Source organism: Paraburkholderia sp. IMGN_8 (genome assembly GCF_038050405.1).
Taxonomy (GTDB): Bacteria; Pseudomonadota; Gammaproteobacteria; order Burkholderiales; family Burkholderiaceae; genus Paraburkholderia.
Window position 1 is genome coordinate 13,179 of record NZ_CP150900.1, and the last position, 24,737, is coordinate 37,915.

General features: G+C 60.7%; 21 protein-coding genes. All 21 read left to right on the forward strand.

Annotated features, from left to right (window positions below; genetic code table 11):
• The first annotated feature begins 609 nt into the window (after window positions 1–609).
• The 21 genes from WN982_RS00075 (at window position 610) to atpA (ending at window position 24,705) form a co-directional block, all read left to right on the forward strand.
• Complete coding sequence (locus WN982_RS00075; protein ID WP_341315863.1) at window positions 610–2,313, forward strand: choline dehydrogenase; 1,704 nt, start codon at window positions 610–612, stop codon at window positions 2,311–2,313.
• A 302-nt stretch (window positions 2,314–2,615) separates the two neighbouring features.
• On the forward strand, window positions 2,616–3,395 hold the full coding sequence (locus WN982_RS00080) for an ABC transporter ATP-binding protein (protein ID WP_341313843.1): 780 nt from the start codon (window positions 2,616–2,618) through the stop codon (window positions 3,393–3,395).
• Window positions 3,392–4,150 (forward strand): ABC transporter ATP-binding protein, encoded by a 759-nt coding sequence (locus WN982_RS00085; RefSeq protein ID WP_341313844.1) that lies wholly within the window; start codon window positions 3,392–3,394, stop codon window positions 4,148–4,150. The genes WN982_RS00080 and WN982_RS00085 overlap by 4 nt, the downstream gene beginning before the upstream one ends.
• Before the next feature lie 53 nt (window positions 4,151–4,203).
• The gene (locus WN982_RS00090) at window positions 4,204–5,418 is read left to right on the forward strand and encodes an ABC transporter substrate-binding protein (protein ID WP_341313845.1); all 1,215 of its coding nucleotides are present in this window, start codon (window positions 4,204–4,206) and stop codon (window positions 5,416–5,418) included.
• 187 nt (window positions 5,419–5,605) lie between these two features.
• Window positions 5,606–6,490, forward strand: a complete 885-nt coding sequence (locus WN982_RS00095) for a branched-chain amino acid ABC transporter permease (protein WP_341313846.1) — start codon at window positions 5,606–5,608, stop codon at window positions 6,488–6,490.
• Entirely contained in the window at window positions 6,490–7,461 is a 972-nt protein-coding gene (locus WN982_RS00100; protein WP_341315864.1) for a branched-chain amino acid ABC transporter permease, read from the forward strand. Before WN982_RS00095 ends, WN982_RS00100 begins: the two co-directional genes overlap by 1 nt.
• 497 nt (window positions 7,462–7,958) lie before the next feature.
• Window positions 7,959–9,125: an ABC transporter substrate-binding protein gene (locus WN982_RS00105; RefSeq protein WP_341313847.1), complete on the forward strand. Its 1,167-nt coding sequence runs from the start codon at window positions 7,959–7,961 to the stop codon at window positions 9,123–9,125.
• A gap of 410 nt (window positions 9,126–9,535) precedes the next feature.
• The gene (locus tag WN982_RS00110; RefSeq protein ID WP_341313848.1) at window positions 9,536–10,696 is read left to right on the forward strand and encodes an ABC transporter substrate-binding protein; all 1,161 of its coding nucleotides are present in this window, start codon (window positions 9,536–9,538) and stop codon (window positions 10,694–10,696) included.
• A 205-nt stretch (window positions 10,697–10,901) separates the two neighbouring features.
• Entirely contained in the window at window positions 10,902–11,957 is a 1,056-nt protein-coding gene (locus tag WN982_RS00115) for a branched-chain amino acid ABC transporter permease (protein WP_341313849.1), read from the forward strand.
• A gap of 4 nt (window positions 11,958–11,961) precedes the next feature.
• The gene (locus WN982_RS00120; protein WP_341313850.1) at window positions 11,962–13,746 is read left to right on the forward strand and encodes a branched-chain amino acid ABC transporter ATP-binding protein/permease; all 1,785 of its coding nucleotides are present in this window, start codon (window positions 11,962–11,964) and stop codon (window positions 13,744–13,746) included.
• Between the two features lie 11 nt (window positions 13,747–13,757).
• Window positions 13,758–14,510 carry an ABC transporter ATP-binding protein gene (locus WN982_RS00125; protein ID WP_341313851.1) on the forward strand — a complete coding sequence of 251 codons (753 nt, stop codon included), beginning with the start codon at window positions 13,758–13,760 and terminating at the stop codon, window positions 14,508–14,510.
• A gap of 175 nt (window positions 14,511–14,685) precedes the next feature.
• On the forward strand, window positions 14,686–16,647 hold the full coding sequence (gene mnmG / locus WN982_RS00130) for a tRNA uridine-5-carboxymethylaminomethyl(34) synthesis enzyme MnmG (protein WP_341313852.1): 1,962 nt from the start codon (window positions 14,686–14,688) through the stop codon (window positions 16,645–16,647).
• On the forward strand, window positions 16,644–17,327 hold the full coding sequence (gene rsmG / locus WN982_RS00135) for a 16S rRNA (guanine(527)-N(7))-methyltransferase RsmG (protein WP_341313853.1): 684 nt from the start codon (window positions 16,644–16,646) through the stop codon (window positions 17,325–17,327). The genes mnmG and rsmG overlap by 4 nt, the downstream gene beginning before the upstream one ends.
• A gap of 87 nt (window positions 17,328–17,414) precedes the next feature.
• Window positions 17,415–18,206, forward strand: a complete 792-nt coding sequence (locus WN982_RS00140; protein WP_341313854.1) for a ParA family protein — start codon at window positions 17,415–17,417, stop codon at window positions 18,204–18,206.
• Between the two features lie 18 nt (window positions 18,207–18,224).
• Window positions 18,225–19,112, forward strand: a complete 888-nt coding sequence (locus WN982_RS00145) for a ParB/RepB/Spo0J family partition protein (protein WP_341313855.1) — start codon at window positions 18,225–18,227, stop codon at window positions 19,110–19,112.
• Window positions 19,113–20,041: 929 nt separating this feature from the next.
• On the forward strand, window positions 20,042–20,587 hold the full coding sequence (locus WN982_RS00150; RefSeq protein ID WP_341313856.1) for an ATP synthase subunit I: 546 nt from the start codon (window positions 20,042–20,044) through the stop codon (window positions 20,585–20,587).
• Between the two features lie 162 nt (window positions 20,588–20,749).
• Complete coding sequence (gene atpB / locus WN982_RS00155) at window positions 20,750–21,601, forward strand: F0F1 ATP synthase subunit A (protein ID WP_341313857.1); 852 nt, start codon at window positions 20,750–20,752, stop codon at window positions 21,599–21,601.
• 83 nt (window positions 21,602–21,684) lie between these two features.
• Entirely contained in the window at window positions 21,685–21,954 is a 270-nt protein-coding gene (gene atpE / locus WN982_RS00160) for a F0F1 ATP synthase subunit C (protein ID WP_007180033.1), read from the forward strand.
• Window positions 21,955–22,092: 138 nt separating this feature from the next.
• A complete protein-coding gene (locus WN982_RS00165; RefSeq protein ID WP_341313858.1) occupies window positions 22,093–22,563 on the forward strand; it encodes a F0F1 ATP synthase subunit B in 471 nt (156 codons plus the stop codon).
• 2 nt (window positions 22,564–22,565) lie between these two features.
• Window positions 22,566–23,105 (forward strand): F0F1 ATP synthase subunit delta, encoded by a 540-nt coding sequence (locus tag WN982_RS00170; RefSeq protein WP_341313859.1) that lies wholly within the window; start codon window positions 22,566–22,568, stop codon window positions 23,103–23,105.
• A gap of 58 nt (window positions 23,106–23,163) precedes the next feature.
• Window positions 23,164–24,705 (forward strand): F0F1 ATP synthase subunit alpha, encoded by a 1,542-nt coding sequence (gene atpA, locus WN982_RS00175; protein ID WP_341313860.1) that lies wholly within the window; start codon window positions 23,164–23,166, stop codon window positions 24,703–24,705.
• The last annotated feature ends 32 nt before the right edge of the window (window positions 24,706–24,737 follow it).

Below are 24,737 nucleotides of genomic sequence, written 5' to 3' on the forward strand. Positions count from 1 at the left end.
GTGTTCTCGCGCACTCCGCGCTGGTGACAAGGCAATCATTCTTCCCGCCTCGCACTGCGTGCTCACCGGAACGGTCTGCAGGGGAAACCAGGGGCTTCGTTTGTGCGCGGTGGGGGCCATCGGCTGCACCTCGGCGAGGTGCCGAATGATTTACTGACTTTCGGTTTTGGAAGTGCCGCCAGCACGCTAGAAATGGCGGGTGGTTTGATGAAGTACCGCAGGGCACCGAACATGGCTGATGGTTTGATGAGGTACCGCTACGGCGCGCGAAGCGCCGCCGGAAGTATGACTGCCTTGTCACTGACGCAGAGTGCGCGAGAGCACAGATTCCAGATGCTCCACTACCTCCTCCAAGCCTGGGGACCCGCTTAAGAATTAGCGGTGTGAAGCCGCTTTCTTTGCTTACTTTCTTTGCGGCGGCAAAGAAAGTAAGTGCCTGCCCCGCACAGGGGCGACGCTAATAAACCAATAACAAATCAAGGAAAGGCCAACGCCGTAGGCACACAGAGATAAAGAAGCGCCGCGAAGGCAAAGAACAGCAAGGAAAGCCAACGCCGCAGCCGCGACAACCACACGGCCGAGCAGGCAAAAAGCTTAGGAGACGAAATGATGACCCCAACAAAAACCACCCGTCGCCTGGAAGGCGAATTCGACTACATCATAGTAGGCGCCGGCACGGCAGGCTGCGTGCTAGCCAATCGCCTGACCGAGGACCCGGAAATAACAGTGCTCCTATTGGAAGCAGGCGGCAAGGACGACTACCACTGGATCCACGTGCCGGTAGGCTATCTCTACTGCATAGGCAACCCTCGCACGGACTGGCTCTACAAAACCCAACCAGAACCCGGCCTGAACGGCCGCTCCCTGTCATACCCGAGGGGCAGAGTATTAGGCGGCAGCTCATCCATAAACGGCATGATCTACATGCGCGGCCAGCGCGAAGACTATGATGAATGGGCTCGCGTTACCAACGACTCCGCCTGGTCCTGGTCCTCAGTCCTCCCCATCTTCAAACGCAGCGAAGACCACCACGCAGGCGCATCCGAATCGCATGGAACAGGCGGCCCCTGGCGCGTCGAAAAACAACGCCTCAAATGGAAAATTCTCGAAGAATTTTCAAAAGCCGCGCAGCAAACCGGCATCCCCGCCACGGATGACTTTAATCGCGGTGACAACACCGGCGTCGGCTACTTCGACGTCAATCAGAAGCGCGGCATCCGCTGGAGTGCGTCGAAAGCGTTTCTGCGTCCCGCGCTCAGGCGTCCGAATCTCACGATCATCACCGGCGCATACACACAACGCGTCGTATTCGAAGGACGCCGCTGCACAGGCGTCGAATATCGCGGCGACAACACCGATTACCTCGCTAAGGCCCGCTGCGAAGTGATCCTCAGCTCCGGCGCGGTCAACTCGCCGCAATTGCTGGAACTGTCCGGCATCGGCAACGGCGCACGTCTGCAGAATCTGGGCATCGAGGTCGTCAAGGATCTGCGTGGCGTCGGCGAAAATCTGCAGGACCATTTGCAACTGCGTATGGCCTACAAGGTCGATGGCGTGCGCACGCTCAATACCGCGTCCGCACACTGGTGGGGCAAGTTGATGATCGGCGTGCAGTACGCGCTCTTCCAAAGCGGGCCAATGTCGATGTCGCCCTCGCAACTCGGCGCGTTCGCCAAATCCGATCCGGATGATCGAGCGCTCACGCGTCCCGACCTCGAATACCACGTGCAGCCGCTCTCGCTCGATCGCTTCGGCGAACCGCTGCATCGCTTCAATGCCTTCACCGCGTCGGTTTGCCAGTTGCGACCAACCTCGCGCGGCAGTATTCACATTGAATCGACCGATCCTTCGGCGCCGCCGTTGATCGTACCGAACTATCTGTCCACTGATTACGACCGGCATGTTGCCGCCAACGCGCTGCGTCTCACGCGCCGTATCGCTGCTGCGCCTGCTCTCGCGCGTTATCGGCCGCAAGAAATCCTGCCTGGTATCCAGTATCAGACGGAGGAAGAGCTTCAGCAGGCCGCCGGCGCGGTCGGGACGACCATCTTTCATCCGGTCGGCACCTGCCGCATGGGTACGAGCGACGATCTGGGCGCCGTGGTCGATACCCGCTTACGAGTAGTCGGTGTTGACGGGTTGCGCGTTGTCGACGCATCAGTCATGCCGACCATCACCTCGGGCAACACCAACTCGCCGACCCTGATGATCGCCGAGCGCGCCAGCGACATGATCCGCGAGGATCGCCGCGCGCGCGTGGCCGGCAGTGTCGCACCGCAAACGAGCGGCTCGCCTTCGATGTCAGCCGTGTAACAACCAGCAAGATATCCCTGGCGAAAGCGAGCAGGACAGCCCGGCGCCGAGGCCGTCTCAGGCCCCGGCCGCTCTTTGCGCGCGCATAAAGCGGGCGTCCTCCACTAAGTGCAAATCCCAATGAATGCGCTGCATCATTGGCGCGACAATGGCATCCATGCTGCGTGTGGCGCCATGGATTACCGTCCGGATTGGTGCAGCACGCCAACGAGCGCGCACGGGGTTGCCGCCGTCATCAAACGTCGCGCAGCGGTTCGCGCGGAAGATCGTAGTGCTTCGCCTTACTCCGTATGGAAGGGAACATGATTCTCGGCGATACGATTCTCGAAACGCGCGGCCTCACCCGCGAGTTCAAAGGCTTCATCGCCGTGAACGGGGTGAACCTGCGCGTGCGCCGTGGCTCGATCCATGCGCTGATCGGCCCGAATGGGGCAGGCAAGACCACCTGCTTCAATCTGCTCACCAAATTCCTCGAACCGACGGCGGGTCAGATCGTCTTTAATGGCATCGATATCACCGGGGAACGGCCGGCGCAGATTGCGCGGCGCGGCATCATCCGTTCGTTTCAGATTTCTGCTGTATTTCCACATCTGACAGCATTGCAGAATGTGCGCATCGGTTTGCAGCGCGTGCTCGGCACCGCATTTCATTTCTGGAAGAGCGAACGCACGCTGCGCCAACTCGACGACCGCGCCATGGACTTGCTCACGCAGGTCGGATTGACCGATTTCGCCGACGTGCTGACAGTAGAACTGTCCTACGGACGCAAGCGGGCGCTGGAAATCGCCACCACGCTCGCGATGGAGCCGGAATTGATGCTGCTCGACGAGCCGACGCAAGGCATGGGCCATGAAGACGTCGATCGCGTCACGGCGCTGATCAAAAAAGTATCGAGCGGCCGCACGATTCTGATGGTCGAGCACAACATGAACGTGATCGCCGGCATTTCCGACACGATCACCGTGCTGCAACGGGGCGAAGTGCTCGCCGAAGGCACCTACGCCGAAGTGTCGAAGAATCCGCTCGTCATGCAAGCCTATATGGGCAGCGCCGACGCGGCGCTCGCCGGAGCCCACGCATGAATACGATTGCCGAGCGCGAAAGCCTCGAAGTGAGCGGCACGGCCGACGGGGCCCCCGCGCTGGAAATCGCTGGTTTGCAGGCGTGGTACGGCGAATCCCATATCTTGCACGGCGTCGATCTGACGGTGAACCGTGGCGAGGTCGTCACGCTGCTCGGCCGCAACGGCGCGGGCCGCACCACGACACTGCGCGCGATCATGGGGCTCACCGGCCGGCGCACCGGCTCGATCCGCATCGGCGGACGTGAAACCATCAACCTGCCCACGCATCGCATCGCGCATTGCGGCATCGGCTATTGCCCGGAAGAACGCGGCATTTTTTCGAGCCTGTCGTGTGAAGAAAACCTGCTGTTGCCGCCGCCCGTCGGCGACACGGCGCACATGATGTCGCTCGAAGAAATCTATGCGATGTTTCCGAACCTGCACGAACGCCGCATGAGCCAGGGCACGCGTCTGTCGGGCGGCGAGCAACAGATGCTGGCGGTCGCACGCATTTTGCGCACCGGCGCGAGCTTGCTGCTCCTCGACGAAATATCCGAAGGCCTTGCGCCCGTCATCGTGCAAGCGCTCGCGCGCATGATCATCACGCTCAAGGCGCGCGGCTACACGGTCGTGATGGTCGAACAGAATTTCCGCTTTGCCGCGCCGCTCGCCGATCGCTTCTACGTGATGGAGCACGGCGGCATCGTTGAACACTTCGAGGCGAGTGAACTCGAAAGCAAGATGCCGGTACTGCACGATCTACTGGGCGTATAAAAAAGCGCCCGATTGCCTCTGATAACCACAAGCCAGGAAACCAGGAGACAGGAATGAAAAAAAACCCACTCGCGCGGCTCGCCACACTTTGTTTCGCGGTCGCCGCCGGCGCCGCTTTGACGATGAGCAGCGCGCAGGCCGCTGACGATGCCGTGAAGATCGGGTTCGTCACCGACATGTCGGGTCTGTATGCGGATATCGACGGGCAGGGCGGTCTCGAAGCGATCCGCATGGCGGTCGCGGACTTTGGCGGCAAGGTCAACGGCAAGCCGATTAACGTGGCCTACGCGGATCATCAGAACAAGGCGGATATCGCGGCATCGCGCGCGCGTGAATGGTTCGACCGCGACGGCGTCGATCTGCTGATCGGCGGCACGAACTCGGCAACCGCGCTGTCGATGAACACGGTGGCCAATGAAAAACACAAGGTGTACATCAGCATCGGCGCGGGTGCCGACACGCTGACCAATGAGCAATGCACGCCGTACACGATCCACTATGCCTACGACACGACGGCGCTCGCCAAGGGCACGGGCTCGGCGGTGACGAAGCAGGGCGGCAAGACGTGGTACTTCCTGACGGCTGACTACGCGTTCGGCAAGGCGCTCGAAAAGAATACCGCCGACGTGGTGAAAGCGAGCGGCGGCCAGGTGCTGGGCGAGGTGCGCCATCCGCTGTCGGCGTCGGACTTCTCGTCGTTCCTGCTGCAGGCGCAAGCATCGAAGGCGCAGATTCTGGGCCTCGCTAACGCAGGCGGCGACACGATCAACTCGATCAAGGCCGCCAAGGAATTCGGCATCACGAAGTCGATGAAGCTCGCTGCTTTGCTGGTGTTCATCAACGATATCCACAGCCTGGGTCTGGAAACGACGCAAGGCCTGGTGCTGACGGACAGCTGGTACTGGAACAAGGACGCCACTACGCGCAAGTGGGCGCAGCGCTACTTCGACAAGATGAGGAAGATGCCGTCGAGCCTGCAGGCCGCCGACTACTCCGCAACCATGACTTACCTGAAGGCGGTGCAGGCGGTCGGCTCGACCGACTCGGACAAGGTGATGGCGCAGCTGAAGAAGACCAAGGTCGACGACTTCTTCGCGAAGGGCTACATCCGTCAGGACGGCAGCATGATCCACGACATGTACCTGATGCAGGTGAAGACGCCGGCGGAATCCAAAGAGCCGTGGGACTACTACAAGATCACCGCGACGATCCCTGGCGAGCAGGCGTTCACGACCAAGGCGGAAACGCGCTGCGCGCTGTGGAAGTAAGCGCGGACTGAAGGCTGTCTGCCTGCCTGCGTGTGGCATGGCATTGCGTTGCATGCCGTTGCGCAGGCAGGGCGGGCAGGCGGCAAACCGTTTCACATGCCGCGCGCGACCGGCGAAATTGCCGCCGATCGCGCGCCGGCCGGATCGTGCGTAACCGATCTCACCTTGGCGATGGGTTAAGGCTTCAATGGAAATCTTTGGCATTCCGCTACCGGCGATGCTGAGCCAGCTGCTGCTGGGGCTCGTGAACGGCTCGTTCTATGCGATTCTGAGTCTCGGCCTTGCGGTGATCTTCGGCTTGCTCAACGTGATCAACTTCGCGCACGGCGCGTTGTTCATGCTCGGCGCGATGCTCGCGTGGATGGGCTTCTCGTATTTCGGCCTGCCGTACTGGGTGATGCTGGTGCTCGCGCCGCTGATCGTCGGCGTGTTCGGCATGGCGATCGAGCGCTCGATGCTGCGCTGGCTGTATAAGCTTGATCATCTGTATGGCCTGCTGCTCACATTCGGACTGACGCTCGTCGTGGAAGGCGTATTCCGCTCGATCTACGGTTCTTCCGGCCAGCCGTACGACGTACCGTCGGCGCTCTCCGGCGCGACCAATCTCGGCTTCATGTTCCTGCCGAACTATCGCGCGTGGGTCGTGGTGGCCTCACTGGTGGTCTGCTTCGCGACGTGGTTCGTGATCGAGAAGACGCGTCTTGGCGCCTATCTGCGCGCGGGCACCGAAAACCCGAAACTGGTCGAGGCGTTCGGCATCAACGTGCCGCTGATGATCACGCTCACCTACGGCTTCGGCGTCGCGCTTGCGGCATTTGCCGGCGTCCTCGCGGCACCCGTGATTCAGGTCTCGCCGCTGATGGGCCAGCCGATGATCATTACGGTGTTCGCAGTGGTCGTGATCGGCGGGATGGGTTCGATCATGGGCTCGATTCTCACCGGTCTGTTGCTCGGCGTGATCGAAGGGCTGACGCGCGTGTTTTACCCGGAAGCGTCGGCGACCGTCGTCTTCGTGATCATGGCGCTCGTGTTGCTGGTGCGCCCGGCGGGTCTCTTCGGCAAGGAAAAATGATGCAGAGAAAAGCGCTCTACGGTCTGCTGCTGATCGTGCTCCTCGCGGTGCCCGTGCTCGGCATCTATCCGTTGTTCGTGATGAAGGTGCTGTGCTTTGCGCTGTTCGCGGCGGCTTTCAATCTGTTGATCGGCTACACCGGCTTGCTGTCGTTCGGCCACGCGATGTTTCTCGCCTCGGCGGGCTATATCACCGGCTATGCGATGCAGACGCTCGGCTTCTCGCCTGAGCTCGGCGTACTGGCCGGTACCGCGTCGGCGACCTTGCTTGGATTGATCGTTGGCTTTTTCGCGATCCGCCGGCAGGGCATCTACTTCGCGATGGTGACGCTGGCGCTCGCGCAGATGGTCTACTTCGTGTTCCTGCAAGCGCCGTTCACGCACGGCGAGGACGGTCTGCAGGGCGTGCCGCGCGGCAAAGTGTTTGGCTTGCTGAATCTGTCGTCCGACGTGACGCTGTACTTTGTCGTGCTCGCCGTCATGGTGCTGGCGTTCCTGCTGATCGTGCGGATCGTGCATTCGCCGTTCGGTCAGGTGCTGGTGGCGATCAAGGAGAACGAGCCGCGCGCGGTGTCGCTCGGCTACGATACGGATCGCTTCAAGCTGCTGGCGTTCATTCTGTCGGCGGGCATTGCCGGGTTGGCAGGTTCGCTCAAGGTGCTGGTGCAGGGCTTCGAGACCCTGAGCGACGCGTACTGGACCATGTCCGGGCTGGTGATCCTGATGACGCTGGTTGGCGGCATGGGTACGTTGTTCGGGCCGCTGCTCGGCGCGGCGTTGATCGTCGCGCTCGAGGACCGGTTGGGCGATATCGGCGCCGCGCTGGCGTCGTCTACGGGCGTCGAGTGGTTCCGGTCGTTGGGCGAGTCGGTGACCATTGTGACCGGCGTGATTTTCATCGCATGCGTGCTGGCGTTCCGGCGCGGCATTGTCGGAGAGATCATCGCGCGGGTGCGGCCATTGCGGGCGTGAAACCAGGCAGAATTCGAAATTGATTCGGGATCCGATATAAATCGGATAAGGTTGCGGTCGGCGCTGGCGGATGTCGATGCAACCGATTGGCGCGAAGCGCGCCCCAATTCAGTGCCGCGGTGCACCACTAGGGTAATTGCTAGTTGTAGAGGGCCAGGTGCTCGTTTAACCTTCATGCAGTTCTGATGCACCACGAATTTTGCAGGTGGAGAACGAGGAGACAATGAGGCACTCAGTGCCCAGACGAAAGCGCTGTCGGATTGATATCCGACAGCGCTTTTTATTTTGGTTTTCATAAAGCGCTATTCAATTCTTCAGCTAATTCGGCGCCCCTTTTTATTCGCCGGACGACTCCCAATTTCACATGCCGATACCCCGCAAAACGCTTGCAGCGCGCGGGTCTGGTCCGCTAAACTCGCTATTCACCGACCGCTGGGTCGGGATTTAAATCCGTGGATTTAAATTCAAATGAATAACGGGGTAGATAGAGGAGCGGGATGAAGTCGGCATTGCGTTGGATGAGCGCGGCATTGGTCGCCACCGGAGTGTCCGCAGCATGGAGCGGCTATGTGTTCGCGGACGTGAAAATCGGCGTCACCGTGTCGGCAACGGGCCCGGCCGCGTCGCTCGGCATTCCGGAAAAGAACACGATTGCGTTGTTGCCTAAAGAAGTGGCGGGCCAGAAAATCGACTACATCGTACTCGACGACGCCACCGATTCGACCCAGGCGGTCAAGAACACGCGCAAGCTCACCAGCGAAGATCATGTGGATGCGCTGATCGGCTCGACCGTCGTGCCGAACTCGCTCGCCATGATCGACGTTGCGGCGGAAAACGCCACGCCGATGATCTCGATGGCTGCAGCCGCAACCATCGTCGAACCGATGGAAGCGAAGCGCGCCTGGGCCTTCAAGACGCCGCAAAACGACATTCTGATGGCCACCGCAATCGCGCAGCACATGGCGAATCACGGCGTGAAGACAGTCGCATTCATCGGTTTTGCCGATGCCTACGGCGAAAGCTGGTTCAAGGAATTTGGCAAGGCCGCCGATCTCGCCAGGATCAAGATCGTCGCGAACGAACGTTTCGCGCGCAACGACGCGTCAGTGACCGGCCAGGTTCTGAAGATCATGTCGCAGAATCCGGATGCGGTGCTGATCGCCGGCGCGGGCACGCCGGCCGCGCTGCCGCAAAAAACGCTCAAGGAGCGCGGTTACAAGGGCAAGTATTATCAGACGCACGGCGTCGCCAATAACGACTTCCTGCGTGTGTGCGGCAAGGATTGCGAAGGCACCTATTTGCCGGCCGGCCCGTTACTGGTTGCCGACCAGTTGCCTGATTCGAATCCGGTGAAGAAGACCGCGCTTGCCTACAAGCACGCATACGAAGCCGCGTACGGGGCCGGCCCGGTCTCGACTTTCGGCGGTCACGCGTGGGATGCAGGCTTGCTGCTGCAGCGCGCGATTCCGCTGGCGTTGAAGAAGGGGCAGCCCGGTACGCCAGCCTTCCGCGAAGCGCTGCGTGCAGCGCTTGAAAGCACCCAGGACATGTCCGCTGCGCACGGCATCTTCAACATGAGCGCGAACGACCACGCTGGCCTCGACCAGCGGGCGCGCGTGATGGTGGAGATTGTCGGCGGCAAGTGGAAGCTGTCCGGCGACTGAGCGAAGGCGAAACGATACGGAACCCAACCTGAAAGACGCGTGCAGTTGACGCGTCTTTTTTATTGTCCGTGCGCGCCATTGCGGTGTGGGGCGCGCGGCGCGATTAACGATGGATGAGCGGTGGAAGCGGTCAGCTTCAGGACAAACCCGCATTCGGGAGAGAGTCTATTGACCGTGGATGATGCAGAACGCAATACTACTAACATGTTAGTGTTTTGTGGGTGCACACACACGCACGCACAAAATCGCAGTAGTGGTACGCAGCAGGGGAGTGGCACCAAAGCGGCGAGGGTATTCGCGCTGAGCAGGGAAAACCATGCTTGGCATGCCTGAACCCTATAACTAGATTCAGACACCCGGTTCGTGAGCCGGATTACAGCTACGCGCTTCAAAGCGTTTGGAGACTTGCAATGAAAAAGACAAAGCAATGGGTGCGCACCGGCATCGCAATGGCGCTGATGTGCGGCGCGGGCACAGCCTTCGCGCAGGTGAAAATCGGTGTCACGCTGTCCACCACGGGGCCGGCCGCATCGCTCGGGATTCCTGAGAAGAATACGATCGCGCTGCTGCCGAAGGAGATCGGCGGCAAGACCGTGCAATACATCGTGCTAGACGATGCATCCGACACCGGCAAGGCTGTGCAGAACACCCGCAAGCTGATCGACGAAGACCACGTCGACGCAATCATTGGTTCGACGGTCACGCCGAACTCGCTGGCGATGCTCGATCCTGTCTCCGAAGGCAAGACGCCTGTGATCTCGCTGGCGGCCTCCGCGGCGATCATCTCGCCGATGGATGCAAAGCGTAGCTGGGCCTTCAAGACGCCGCAGAACGACGATCTGATGGCCGACGCGATCGCCGACTACATGGAAAAGCACGGTATCAAGACGGTCGGCTTCATCGGCTTTGCCGACGCCTATGGCGACAACTGGAGCAAGGTGTTCGGCGCGGCGGCCGCCGCGCATCACCTGAATATCGTGTCGAGCGAGCGCTACAACCGCACCGATGCATCGGTGACGGGCCAGATACTGAAGACGATGGGTGCGAATCCGGATGCGGTGCTGATCGCCGGCTCGGGCACGCCGGCGGCGCTGCCGGCCAAGACGCTCAAGGAGCGTGGCTACAAGGGCAAGGTCTACCAGACTCACGGCGTTGCCAACAACGACTTCCTGCGCGTGTGCGGCAAGGATTGCGATGGCGAGCTGCTGCCGGCCGGCCCGATTCTTGTGGCGGATCAGTTGCCGGAATCGAATCCCGTGAAGAAGTCGTCGGAAGCGTACAAGAACGCCTATGAGAAGGCGTACGGTGCGGGCTCGGTGGCGACCTTCGGCGGCCATGCATGGGATGCCGGCCAGTTGCTGCAACGGGCGATTCCCGAAGCGCTGAAGACCGCGCAACCGGGCACGGAAGCGTTCCGCGTCGCACTGCGTGCGGCACTTGAGAACGTCAAGGAGCTGCCGCTCGCGCACGGCATCATGAACACCACGACGACCGACCACAACGGCCTCGACAAGCGTGCACGTGTGATCGTGCAGGTCGTCGACGGCAAGTGGAAGCTGCAGAACGACTAAAACCAAAAACGGTACGCGCCTCTCGCACAACGTGTGGCTGCCGACGCCGCATTGCCATTCTGTTCGATGACAATGGCAACGACCGCCGCGCCGTGTTCCGGCGCGGCGGTCGCTTTTTCAGGCATTGCAGGTCGATGGCCGGCCGCAGGTTTTGCCGCCACGACGCTTTCCCGGTTTCGATTTCGACGCTTCAGGACGAGGAAGTATGGATCTATCAATTGCGGCGATCCTCGCGCAGGACGGCATCACCACCGGCGCGATCTACGCGCTGCTCGCGCTTGCGCTGGTGCTGGTGTTCTCCGTGACGCGGGTGATTTTTATCCCGCAGGGGGAGTTTGTTTCGTACGGCGCGCTGACGCTAGCTGCACTGCAGACGCAAAAATTTCCGGCGACGTGCTGGTTGCTGATGGCGATGGGCGCCGCCTGTTTCGTCGTCGAGGCGGCGGGGCTGGTGCGGCATCCCGAACGGCGCCGGCATGCCGCGCGCACGCTGGTGATGCTGGTCAGCAAGTATCTGCTGTTCCCGATCGCCGTGTATGGTCTCACGCGCGGTGTTTTCCTGCAGCCGCTGCCGATGCTCGCACAGATCGCGCTGACGTTGCTGATCGTGATTCCGATGGGACCGTTCGTGTACCGGCTCGCGTATGAGCCGATCGCGGAGGCGACCACGCTGCTGCTGCTGATCGTCGCGGTGGCGGTGCACTTCGCGATGGTCGGCCTGGGGCTCGTGATGTTCGGCGCGGAAGGCTCGCGTACCACCGCTTTCTCCGATGCGACCTTCAATCTCGGGAGTCTGTCGATTTCCGGGCAGAGCTTGTGGGTGGTCGGCACGGCAGTCGTGCTGATCGGCGCGCTGTATCTGTATTTCGACCGCTCGATCTCGGGTAAGGCTTTGCGCGCGACGTCGGTGAATCGCCTCGGCGCGCGGCTGGTCGGCATCGGCACGACGCAAGCGGGGCGCCTCGCGTTCACGCTGGCTGCGGGGCTCGGTGCGCTGTGCGGCATTCTCGTCGCACCCTTGACGACCATCTACTACGACTCGGGCTTCCTGATCGGTTTGAAGGGCTTCGTGGGCGCCATTATCGGCGGCCTGGTCAGCTATCCGCTAGCGGCCGCGGGCTCCATTCTGGTCGGCCTGCTGGAGTCGTATTCGTCGTTCTGGGCGAGCGCTTATAAGGAAGTGATCGTGTTCACGCTGATCATCCCAGTGCTGCTGTGGCGAAGTCTTGCCAGCCCGCACGCCGAAGAGGACGAGGAGTGACACGATGAAACGGATCATGCAAAACAAGTTCTTCTGGCTGTTCCTCGTGGTGCTGTTCGCGCTGCCGGTGTTGCCGCAGCCGATCCACGTGCCCGAGTACTGGGTGACGCTGCTTAACTACATCGGCCTGTATTCGATCGTCGCCATCGGTCTTGTGCTGCTTACCGGGATCGGCGGGATGACGAGCTTCGGGCAGGCGGCGTTCGTCGGTATCGGCGCGTATGCGACCGCGTATCTGACGACGCGGTACGGTGTGTCGCCGTGGCTCGCGCTGATCGCGGGCGTGGTGGTGACGGCATTGATCGCGCTGATGCTGGGGCTCGTGACGATGCGCCTGTCCGGTCATTTTCTGCCGCTCGGCACCATCGCGTGGGGACTCGCGCTGTTCTATCTGTTCGGCAATCTGGAGATGCTCGGCAAGTACGACGGCATCAACGGCATTCCGGTGTTGAATGTTTTTGGCATCAATCTGGAGTCCGGTCGGCATATCTACTACCTGATCTGGCTGGTCGTGCTTGGCGCGGTGATCTCTGTTCAAAATCTGCTTAATAGCCGGCCGGGGCGGGCGATTCGCGCATTGCGCGGCGGCGGCATGATGGCCGAAGCGATGGGCGTGAACACGGGGTGGATGCGTGTGGTGATCTTTGTCTACGCAGCAGTGTTGGCATCGATCTCGGGCTTCCTGTACGCACACCTGCAACGCGCGGTGAATCCGACGCCATTCGGGCTGAACCACGGCATCGAGTTTCTGTTCATGGCGGTGGTGGGCGGTGTGTCGCACGTGTGGGGCGCGGTGCTCGGCGCGGCGATCCTCACCGTGCTGCAGGACTATCTGCAAACGCTGCTGCCGAAGCTGCTCGGTGAAAACGGCAACTTCGAAGTGATCGTGTTCGGCATCCTGATGGTGTTGTTGCTGCAATACGCTCGCCAAGGCGTGTGGCCGTTCGTTGCGCGCTTTTTCCCGCGTGGGCCACGCGCGCATCTGCCGGATCATGCGGATCCGTTGCCGCAACGCAGCAAGCCTGCGGCCGGCGAAAGTCTGTTGACCGTCAATAAAGCACGCAAGCAGTTCGGCGGACTGGTGGCGGTGAACGACGTCAGCTTCGACGTGAACGCAGGGCAGATCATCGGTTTGATCGGACCGAACGGAGCGGGCAAATCTACGACCTTCAATCTGGTCACCGGTGTGCTGCAAGCGACCGGCGGTGAGATCACGTTCCGCGGCGAGCGGATCGACGCGCTGAGTTCACGTGAAATCGTCAAACGCGGGATCGGCCGGACCTTCCAGCACGTCAAGCTGTTGCCGGGAATGACGGTGCTGGAGAACGTCGCGATCGGCGCGCATCTGCGCGGCCATGCAGGTGTCTGGCGCAGCGTCGCGCGGCTGAACGGTGCGGAAGAAGCGCGTCTGATGGCGGAAGCGGCCCGGCAGATTCGCCGTGTCGGACTCAAGCCGCATATGTACGACGACGCGGGCAGCTTGGCCTTGGGGCAGCAGCGGATTCTCGAAATAGCTCGGGCGTTGTGTTGCGATCCAACTTTGCTGCTACTGGACGAACCGGCGGCAGGTCTGCGTTATCAGGAAAAATTGCAACTCGCCGACCTGTTGCGCCGGCTCAAAGCTGAAGGGATGAGTGTGCTGCTGGTCGAGCACGATATGGATTTCGTGATGAATCTGACTGATCGCCTGGTGGTCATGGAGTTCGGCACCCGGATCGCGGAAGGCTTGCCTCAGGACGTGCAGCAGGATCCGACCGTGCTTGAAGCGTATCTGGGCGGGGTGGAATGATGGAGACAACAATGAGCGACGCTGCACCCATTCTCGACGTCGATGGATTGTCGGTTCGCTATGGCAAGGTCGAGGCGCTGCATGGCGCGGGGATCAAGGTGCAGCCGGGGCAAATCGTCTCGGTGATCGGTCCGAATGGCGCGGGTAAGTCCACGCTGCTCAACGCGATCATGGGCGCGCTCCCGTCGACCGGGCATGCCAAGGGCGCAATCCGCTATCAGGATGAAGACGTCAGCGCGGTGCCGGTTGAAAAACGGGTGGCACGCGGTATGTGTCTGGTGCCGGAAAAGCGCGAGCTGTTTTCGACGATGACGGTCGAAGACAATCTCGTCCTCGGCGCATATCGGCGCAAGCGGGCGGGGGAGCGTGACTTTCTCGACCAGCTCGAGCCGATTTTTGCGCTGTTTCCGCGGCTGAAGGAACGCCGTAAGCAGCCAGCGGGAACATTGTCCGGTGGCGAGCGGCAGATGCTGGCGGTTGGTCGCGCGCTGATGGGCAAGCCCGATTTGCTAATGCTCGACGAACCGAGCCTGGGTTTGGCGCCGCTGATCGTCAAAGAGATTTTTCACATCATTAGTGCGCTGCGGCAAACAGGCGTGGCGACGCTGTTGATCGAGCAGAATGCGCGCGCGGCGTTGCAAATTTCCGACTATGGCTATGTTTTGGAAACTGGGGAGCTGGCGCTAGAAGGGCCCGCAGCTGATCTGGCGCAGAATCCGCGTGTCATCGAGACGTATCTGGGGTTGGCCAAGAAAGTGGCTTAATTCCGCAGTCTGCGTTTGCTCGCTGTTGTTCAAAGCGGTGTGTTTCACGTGAAACACACCGCTTTTTTCATGGCTAGCCATTCGGCCGAAATTCGGGCCTAAACCGAACCCGTTATAATTCGCCCATACATTTTCCTTTGAAAGGCTCACGCGACGATCTGGCGTGAGATCCGCGATGCTTTTTCCCACAGAATTTGACGTAATCGTCGTCGGCGGTGGTCATGCCGGCACCGAAGCCGCCTTGGCATCGGCGCGCATGGGCAATACCACCCTCCTGCTGACGCACAACATCGAGACTCTCGGCCAGATGAGCTGCAATCCGTCTATCGGCGGCATTGGCAAGGGCCATCTGGTGAAAGAAGTCGATGCGCTCGGCGGGGCGATGGCTGCTGCGACGGATGAGGGCGGAATCCAGTTCCGTATCCTCAATTCGTCGAAGGGCCCGGCCGTCCGTGCCACGCGCGCACAGGCCGACCGTCTGCTGTACAAGCAGGCGATCCGGCATCGTCTGGAGAATCAGCCTAACTTGTGGCTGTTCCAGCAAGCCGTTGACGATCTGATGGTGGAGGGCGACCGCGTCGTCGGCGCTGTCACGCAGGTGGGAATTCGCTTCCGCTCGCGCGCTGTCGTGCTGACGGCCGGGACGTTCCTCGGCGGCAAGATTCACGTGGGTTTGAACAACTACACCGGCGGTCGCGCGGGCGACCCGGCTGCGGTATCGCTGTCGGCTCGTCTAAAGGAATTGAAGCTGCCCCAAGGCCGGCTCAAGACCGGAACGCCGCCGCGGATTGACGGCCGCACGATTGATTTCTCGAAGCTCGAAGAGCAGCCGGGCGATCTTGATCCGGTGCCGGTCTTCTCGTTTCTTGGGCGTTTCGAGCAGCATCCGCGGCAAGTGCCGTGCTGGGTCACGCACACGAATGAGCGCACGCACGACATCATTCGCGGCGGGCTCGACCGGTCGCCGATGTACACGGGCGTGATCGAAGGAGTGGGGCCGCGCTACTGTCCGTCGATTGAAGACAAGATCCATCGCTTCGCGTCGAAGGAATCGCACCAGATCTTCCTCGAACCAGAAGGGCTGACGACCAATGAGTTCTATCCCAACGGTATCTCGACCAGCCTGCCGTTCGATGTGCAGCTGGAACTCGTGCGTTCGATGCGCGGGTTGGAGCACGCCCATATCCTGCGGCCCGGCTATGCGATCGAATACGATTACTTCGATCCGCGCGGGTTGAAGGCATCGCTGGAAACCAAGGTTATCAACGGGTTGTTCTTTGCCGGTCAGATCAACGGTACGACCGGGTATGAAGAAGCGGCTGCACAGGGTCTGCTGGCGGGGATCAATGCTGGCTTGCACGTGCAGGGCAAGGAAGCTTGGTGCCCGCGTCGCGATCAGGCATACCTTGGCGTTCTGGTCGACGATCTGGTGACGCGCGGTGTGTCGGAGCCGTACCGGATGTTCACGAGCCGCGCTGAGTACCGCCTGAGCTTGCGTGAAGACAATGCAGATATGCGTCTGACGGAAATAGGGCGCGAACTTGGCGTTGTCGATGATGTTCGCTGGAATGCATTCAGCCGCAAGCGCGACGCTGTTTCACGTGAAACAGAACGTCTTCGCACGACATGGGTTAATCCTAAGACATTACCGGCCGAAGAAGCGACCGCGTTGCTCGGCAAGCCGATCGACCACGAATACAGCCTTGCCGATCTGCTGCGCCGTCCGGGCGTCACCTACGACGGTGTCTGCGCCTTGCGGGGAGGTGCATGTGCCTCGCCCGAAACGCTGGCTGAGGACGACGTGCTGCTCGCCCAGATCAAGGAACAGATCGAGATCGGCATCAAGTATCAAGGTTATATCGACCGCCAAGCTGATGAGATCGAGCGAAATGAGGCGCATGAAAGCACCCGTCTGCCGGAGGGATTGGACTACGCGGAAGTAAGAGGGCTGTCGTTCGAAGCCCGCCAGAAGCTGGCGCAATTCCGCCCTGAAACCATCGGCCAGGCATCACGGATCTCGGGCATTACGCCGGCGGCGATCTCGCTATTGATGGTCCACTTGAAGCGCGGCTTGGGGCGTCGTTCGACGAAGCCGGCCGAACCTGACACCGACAGCAGCACGCCGGTGACGCAATGACGGTACGCCAGAAGGGAAGCGGCGGAGAAGCCTTGGCACCATTGTTGGCGGACGGTGTTCGCGAACTCGGCCTTGATTTGACTGACGCCCAACTTGGCAAACTGCTCGACTATGTCGCCTTGCTGGGAAAGTGGAACGCGGTCTACAACCTGACGGCGATCCGCGATCCGCGTCAAATGCTGATTCAGCACATTCTGGATTCACTGTCGATCGTGCCGCATCTGGCGACGCGCGGCCCGTCCTCCGTGCTCGACGTGGGTTCCGGTGGCGGCTTGCCGGGAATCGTGCTGGCCATCGTCCTGCCCGAATGGACCGTCACCGTGAACGACATCGTTCATAAAAAGACGGCTTTTCAGGCTCAGGCAAAGGCCGAGCTCGGCCTTGTGAATCTGTCGGTTGTCACCGGCCGGGTCGAAACATTGCAGCCCGGCGCCGAAGTACCGGCAAAGTTCGACGTAATCGTCTCGCGCGCATTCGCAGAGCTCGCGGATTTCGTTACACTGGCCCGTCACCTGGTCGCGGAGCAGGGCGCGATCTGGGCGATGAAGGGTGTGCGCCCGGACGGCGAGATCGAGCGCTTGCCTGCAGGCACTCACGTGGAGCAGATCATTCGCCTGAACGTGCCGTCACTCGACGCTGAGCGGCATTTGATCAAGGTGCTGGTGGATGCCGGGAGCTGACAAGAGCCGGTAGCCCGGTACCGTACCGAATACCAGAAGCGCAAGCGCTTTCCAATTTACTCAGGCAGCAAAAGGGACACACCAACGATGGCAAAAATCTTCTGCGTTGCGAACCAGAAGGGCGGCGTCGGCAAGACGACGACAACAGTCAATCTGGCCGCCAGCTTGGCAGCGCAGGGACAGCGTGTCCTTCTCATCGATCTGGACCCGCAGGGCAACGCCACGATGGGCAGCGGTATCGACAAGGCCGCCTGCGAGAGCACCGTCTACGAAGTGCTTGTGGATGGCGTGTCGGTGGCAGATGCGCGGGTGCGTCCTGAGGCTGTCAATTACGACGTGTTGCCGGCCAACCGTGAGCTGGCTGGCGCCGAGGTCGAACTGGTCAGCGTGCAGAGCCGCGAGCGCCAATTGAAGGTCGCGCTGGCGGTTGTCGAAGGCGAATACGATTTCGTGCTGATCGACTGCCCGCCGGCTTTGTCATTGCTGACGCTCAACGGCCTGTGCGCCGCGCACGGCGTGGTGATTCCGATGCAGTGTGAGTACTTCGCGCTCGAGGGCCTGTCGGACCTTGTCAATACGATCAAGCAGGTGCACGCAAACCTGAATCGGGATCTGAAGGTAATCGGCTTGCTGCGCGTGATGTTCGATCCGCGCATCACGCTGCAACAGCAGGTCTCCGATCAGCTGAAAGAGCATTTCGGCGACAAGGTGTTCGACGTGGTGATCCCGCGCAACGTGCGTCTTGCCGAAGCGCCTAGCTATGGTTTGCCGGGCGTCGTGTTCGACCGTGCGTCGCGCGGTGCGCAAGCGTATGTGCAGTTCGGCGCAGAAATGATTGAACGGGTGCGCGCGCTGAATGACGCGCCCCAGGCATCCTAAGCGGATCGAGGAAGCACAATGAATGCAGTAGCAAGAAAAAAGGGATTGGGCCGCGGTCTGGAAGCATTGCTCGGTGGCAGCCCGGATATCACCGAGGCAGTGGTGATCGACGGCGCGCCCCATGTACTGCCGCTCAGCAAACTTCAGGCCGGCAAGTACCAGCCGCGCACGCGCATGGACGAGGGCGCGCTGCAGGAGCTGGCGGCGAGCATTCGCGCGCAGGGGTTGATGCAGCCGATCCTCGTGCGGCCCGTTTCGGCGGACAAGTACGAGATCATCGCCGGGGAGCGACGTTTCCGCGCGGCGCGCCTCGCCGGACTCGACGAGGTGCCGGTACTGGTGAGGGACGTGCCGGACCAGGCCGCTGCCGCGATGGCGCTGATCGAGAATATTCAGCGTGAAGATCTGAACCCGCTCGAAGAAGCGCAGGGCATTCAGCGCTTGCTCGACGAATTCAACTTTACGCATGAGCAGGCGGCTGAATCGGTCGGCCGCTCGCGCAGCGCTGTGTCGAACCTGCTGCGCTTGCTGAACCTGGCGTCGCCCGTGCAAACGATGCTGCTGGCCGGCGACCTCGACATGGGGCACGCGCGCGCGCTGCTGGCCGTCGACGCAGCGACACAGATCACCCTGGCCAACCAGGTCGTCAACAAGCGTATGTCGGTGCGCGAAACCGAAAAGTTGGTGACCACCACCACCAAGGCGGCGCCGGCGGTGAAGGCGCGCGCGAATCAGGACGGCGGCCGTGATACACGACGCCTCGAAGAAGAATTGTCCGATTTGCTCGCCGCAACGGTAAAGATCAAGCTCGGCCGACGCGGCCGCGGCCAGGTGCTGGTGGATTTCGGCGACCTGGATGCGCTAGAAGGCATCCTGGTCCGGTTGCGCGGCAACGCCACGGCCTGATCGCGATGGCGAGTTGAGCGTGAAGAGCGCCGAACGTGCTTGCGAACTGTCTGGATGGATATCACTCGCAAGCTGTTCGGCAGCGGTAGGTGCATTTGCAGTGGCTGCAATCGCAAGCTTGGGCGGTTCACCACGCTCACTGATTTTTGCAAGCCGTATTGATATCTGACGGATTCCTAAGTTTAAGATCGGCGGAATATACTCAGGATTCCTGATGCAACAGATTTGTTGCGCTTGAGGCATCTCGTCTGAGCGCCGCGTAAGCGCTAGCGCAGAGCCCCATCGCATTGTGAAGGCGAACGCCGAATCGTGGATTTGCCCGGCAATCGCGCGAATGCTTTTCCACCGACACGCGTCGAGTCCGTATAGGTGTCGCATTCCTCGTTGACCGCTTCCCGATCCGACTCCTGCAAGATGGCCGCGATGCCGTGGATGATTTAAGCGCGGCAGGACAGGCGAGCCGCGCGCGCCACACAGTCGAAGGTCCCGTCGCTGCCGCGAAGTCATCGTGCGGCGGCGAAAATGTATCTGCAGTAACCATGCGCGCTCTGCAAAAAGCACCGGCATCCGGACGCCGTTTCACCGCTACCCGGTACTGTCCTACAAGTCCACCGCGCCACCCCAAAATCTCCTTCTGTTGCATTTTTGAGACGCACGCCGTAGCGTCGAAACGACGCATCTACAAGATCGAGCATGCTCAATTCATCGCGCATATCTAGCCACCCCCCGGCCGCCTTACATTTGCCGTGAATAACCGCGCGAACACGCCGCTTCCGTATGGTGAAGGCCGGTTTCACACAGTTTATTGGACGGCCTAAAGTCTTGAATTGCCTGCAACTATCGCTTACAATCGCCCGGATTTAATTGCACGGCAACCCCGTAAGCGCAGCGTAAGCTCGCGGGCTGAACAAGACTTTCGGAACACTGCGATGGCGGTCAAAGCGTCGAATCAAGCGCCGAAGAATGGGCACGACGAACACCGCGCAGAACGCACCGTTTCCGATGCGTCCACCGGTCAGCACGTTACAACTGACGATGCGTGGGATGTCGAGCAGCAAGATAACAATATCGTTCCGCTCACGCGGGCCGAGGCTGAAAAGCTATTTGGTCCCAATGTGAGTCGTCCATCGCGCGTCACGCCTTCCAAGGTCGTGGCAGCGCAAATGGTTTTGTCCCTGGGTGCTACGCTGGTGTGGTGGCTGTTCTACAAGCCGCCGGGCGCTGCTGCGCTGTCCGCGTTCCTGGGGGGAGCGATCTGCTGGGTGCCGGGCGCGTTGTTCGCGGCACGCCTTAGAACGCTGAGCGGCGCCGAAACAGTAATGAGCTGGATGATCGGCGAAGCGCTCAAGATGGGGACAACGATCGCGATGTTTGTAGCCATCGCCTTCTGGTATCACGACGTACGCTGGGTGCCGCTGCTCGTGACCTACCTTATCGCGCTCAAGACGTACTGGATCGCCCTGGCGTGGCGCTAAGTTGGCAGCAACAAAGTAGTACCAAAGAATTCAGGCTGGCGCGCAGCGCCGCCACAAGGCGTGCGGATATGACACGATCCGCGCCCGGCATGTTCCCGCAATACAGAATTGCTGCGGGCGCGGCCTAAGACGATTTTCGACAATTTGGGTGGCTTTAACGATATGGCAGCTAGCGAAGGCACGCGCGCAATGGATCCGTCCGAGTACATCGCGCACCACTTGCAAAACTTTTCCACCGCGCACCAGACGTCGATTTTCGACATTCACGTGTGGAATCTGGACACCCTTTTCTGGTCGATCGTTTGCGGTCTGGCCACCATCTTCATTCTGCATCTCGCCGCCCGTAAGGCGACGTCCGGCGTGCCGGGCCGTTTCCAGTGCGCGATCGAGATGCTGGTCGAAATGGTCGAGGATCAATCGAAGTCGATGATCCACGGCACGCGCACCTTCATCGCACCGCTCGCGTTGACCGTGTTCGTCTGGGTTGCGCTGATGAACGCGCTCGACTTTATCCCTGTAGACCTGCCGGGCCACGTGATCGGCTGGCTGGGTCTGTCCGAAATCATCCCGCACCACCGCATCGTCCCGACCGCCGACCTGAACGGCACGCTCGGCATCGCCCTCGGTGTGTTCGCGCTAATGATTTACTACAACTTCAAGATCAAGGGCGCCGGCGGCTTCGTGCATGAGTTGCTGTCCGCTCCGTTCGGCGCGCATCCGCTGCTGTGGATCCCGAACCTTGCACTGAACATCATCGAGTTCGTCGCGAAGACGGTCTCGCTCGGCATGCGGCTGTTCGGCAACATGTACGCGGGCGAACTGTTGTTCCTGCTGATTGCCCTGCTCGGCAGCATCTGGAGCTTCGGCGCGGACACGACGGTGCTTGGCTTCATCGGCCACGTGATCGCCGGCAGCGTGTGGGCAATCTTCCACATCCTGATCGTGCTGCTGCAGGCGTTCATTTTCATGATGCTGACGCTGGTGTACATCGGCCAGGCACACGACACGCACTAACCTGCGCCGTCGACCAAAGAATCGTAGTTTTTTAAATCCCAGTTCCAACCAGTTCTAAAAAGACTTTTCACAAAGGAGTGATCATGCAAGCTTTCATCGCCAACATCCAGGGTCTGACCGCCATCGGTATCGGCATCATCATCGGCCTGGGTGCAATCGGCGCCTGTATCGGTATCGGCCTGATGGGCGGCAAGTACATCGAAGCATGTGCTCGTCAGCCGGAACTGATGAACCCGCTGCAAACCAAGATGTTCCTGCTGGCTGGTCTGATCGATGCGGCGTTCCTGATTGGCGTTGGTGTGGCAATGCTGTTTGCGTTCGCGAACCCGCTGCTGTCGAAGCTGGCAGGCTGAGGTTCCTCGGAAGTTTGCGCCTGAGCTATAACTAGTAAAGGTGCAGGGCGGAACGGGTACTTAGGCGCTGATCGAATACAGAATCGATGAGCGCCTTGCCGTTTCACTTTCCGAACTAGCAACGTTTAAGGAAACACCGTGAATCTCAACGCAACCCTGTTTGCGCAAATGGTCGTGTTCCTGATCCTCGCGTGGTTCACGATGAAGTTCGTGTGGCCGCCGTTGGTCAACGCCCTCGACGAGCGCTCGAAGAAGATTGCTGACGGTCTGTCTGCCGCTGAAAAGGGCAAGGCTGAGCTCGAAGCCGCACACAAGCGCGTCGACCAGGAACTCGCTCAGGCACGCAACGACGGTCAGCAACGTATTGCTGACGCCGAAAAGCGCGCTGTGTCAGTCGCTGACGAAATCAAGGCTCAAGCACAAGCTGAAGCCGCTCGTATCATCGCGCAAGCGAAGGCCGACGCGGACCAGCAAGTCGTGAAGGCGCGCGAAACGCTGCGCGGCGAAGTCGCTGCACTCGCCGTGAAGGGCGCTGAACAGATCCTGAAGCGCGAAGTCGACCAGGCAGCTCACGCTGACCTGCTGAATCAACTGAAAGCCGAGCTCTGATCATGGCCGAACTTGCAACCATCGCCCGTCCGTACGCAGAAGCGCTGTTTGGCGTGGCCGAAGCTGGTGACATCGCCGCCTGGTCCACGCTCGTGCAGGAGCTGGCACAGGTTGCGCGTCTGCCCGAAGTGCTGTCGATCGCCTCGAGCCCGAAAGTGAGCCGCACACAGGTCAGCGAACTGCTGCTGGCCGCGGTCAAGTCGCCGCTCAAGGACAATGCGCAAGCGAAGAATCTGGTGCAAATGCTGGTCGATAATCATCGCCTGCAATTGCTGCCGGAAATCTCCACGCAGTTCGAAGAGTTGAAGAACGCCCGCGAAGGGGCGGCAGATGTGCTGATCGTTAGCGCATTCCCGCTCGAAGGCGCGCAGTTGAACGACCTCGTCGCAAGTCTCGAACGCAAGTTCCAACGCAAGCTGAAGCCGACGGTCGAAGTCGATCCGTCGCTGATCGGCGGCGTGCGCGTGACGGTCGGCGACGAAGTGCTCGATACCTCGGTCCGCGCGCGGCTTGCCAGCATGCAAACGGCTCTAACGGCCTGAAGCGCCTGAAGCGCTTCAGCGGCTGGCACGCAACAGAATTGACTATCAGGAGCGAATAATGCAACTCAATCCCTCTGAGATCAGCGAGCTGATCAAGAGCCGGATCCAGGGCCTTGAAGCGAGCGCAGACGTTCGCAACCAGGGCACTGTGATCTCCGTGACCGACGGTATCGTGCGTATCCACGGCCTGTCGGAAGTGATGCAGGGCGAAATGCTCGAATTTCCGGGCAACACCTTCGGTCTCGCACTGAACCTCGAGCGCGACTCGGTCGGCGCCGTGATTCTGGGTGAGTACGAACACATTTCGGAAGGCGACATCGTCAAGACGACGGGCCGCATTCTCGAAGTGCCGGTGGGTCCGGAACTGCTCGGCCGCGTGGTCGACGCACTCGGCAACCCGATCGACGGCAAGGGCCCGATCAACGCGAAGAAAACGGACGCAATCGAAAAGATCGCTCCGGGCGTGATCTGGCGTAAGTCGGTTTCGGAACCGGTCCAAACCGGTCTGAAGTCGATCGACGCGATGGTGCCGGTTGGCCGCGGTCAGCGTGAGCTGATCATCGGCGACCGTCAGTGCGGCAAGACCGCAGTCGCTGTCGACACGATCATCAACCAGAAGGGCAAGAACCTCTTCTGTATCTACGTTGCGATCGGCCAGAAGGCTTCGTCGATCATGAACGTGGTGCGCAAGCTGGAAGAAACCGGCGCGCTGGAATACACGATCGTCGTCGCTGCTTCGGCTTCGGAATCGGCTGCGATGCAATACCTCGCACCGTACGCCGGCTGCACGATGGGCGAATACTTCCGCGACCGCGGTCAAGACGCGCTGATCGTTTATGACGATTTGACCAAGCAAGCTTGGGCATACCGTCAGATCTCGCTGTTGCTTCGCCGCCCGCCGGGCCGCGAAGCGTACCCGGGCGACGTGTTCTATCTGCACTCGCGTCTGCTGGAACGTGCCGCTCGCGTGTCGGAAGACTACGTCGAGAAGTTCACGAACGGCGAAGTGAAGGGCAAGAGCGGTTCGCTGACGGCACTGCCGGTCATCGAAACGCAGGCAGGCGACGTGACCGCATTCGTTCCGACGAACGTGATCTCGATTACCGACGGCCAGATCTTCCTGGAAACCGACCTCTTCAACGCAGGTATCCGCCCGGCAATTAACGCCGGCGTGTCGGTGTCGCGCGTCGGTGGTGCGGCTCAAACCAAGGTCGTGAAGAAGCTGTCGGGCGGTATCCGTACCGACCTCGCACAGTACCGTGAACTCGCAGCGTTCGCGCAGTTCGCTTCGGACCTCGACGAAGCCACCCGCAAGCAGCTGGAGCGCGGCCGCCGCGTGACGGAGCTGCTGAAGCAGCCGCAGTATCAGCCGCTGCAAGTCTGGGAACTGGCTGTCTCGCTGTTTGCCGCGAACAACGGCTACCTCGACGACCTGGAAGTCTCGCAAGTGCTGCCGTTCGAAAAGGGCCTGCGCGACTACCTGAAGACGAAGCACGCTGACCTGATCAAGCGCATCGAAGATACCAAGGAACTCTCGAAGGACGACGAAGGCCTGCTGCATACGGCCCTCAAAGACTTCAAGAAGTCCGGCGCTTATTGATCCGCGAGTGATCCGCAAGGCATAAACGGACC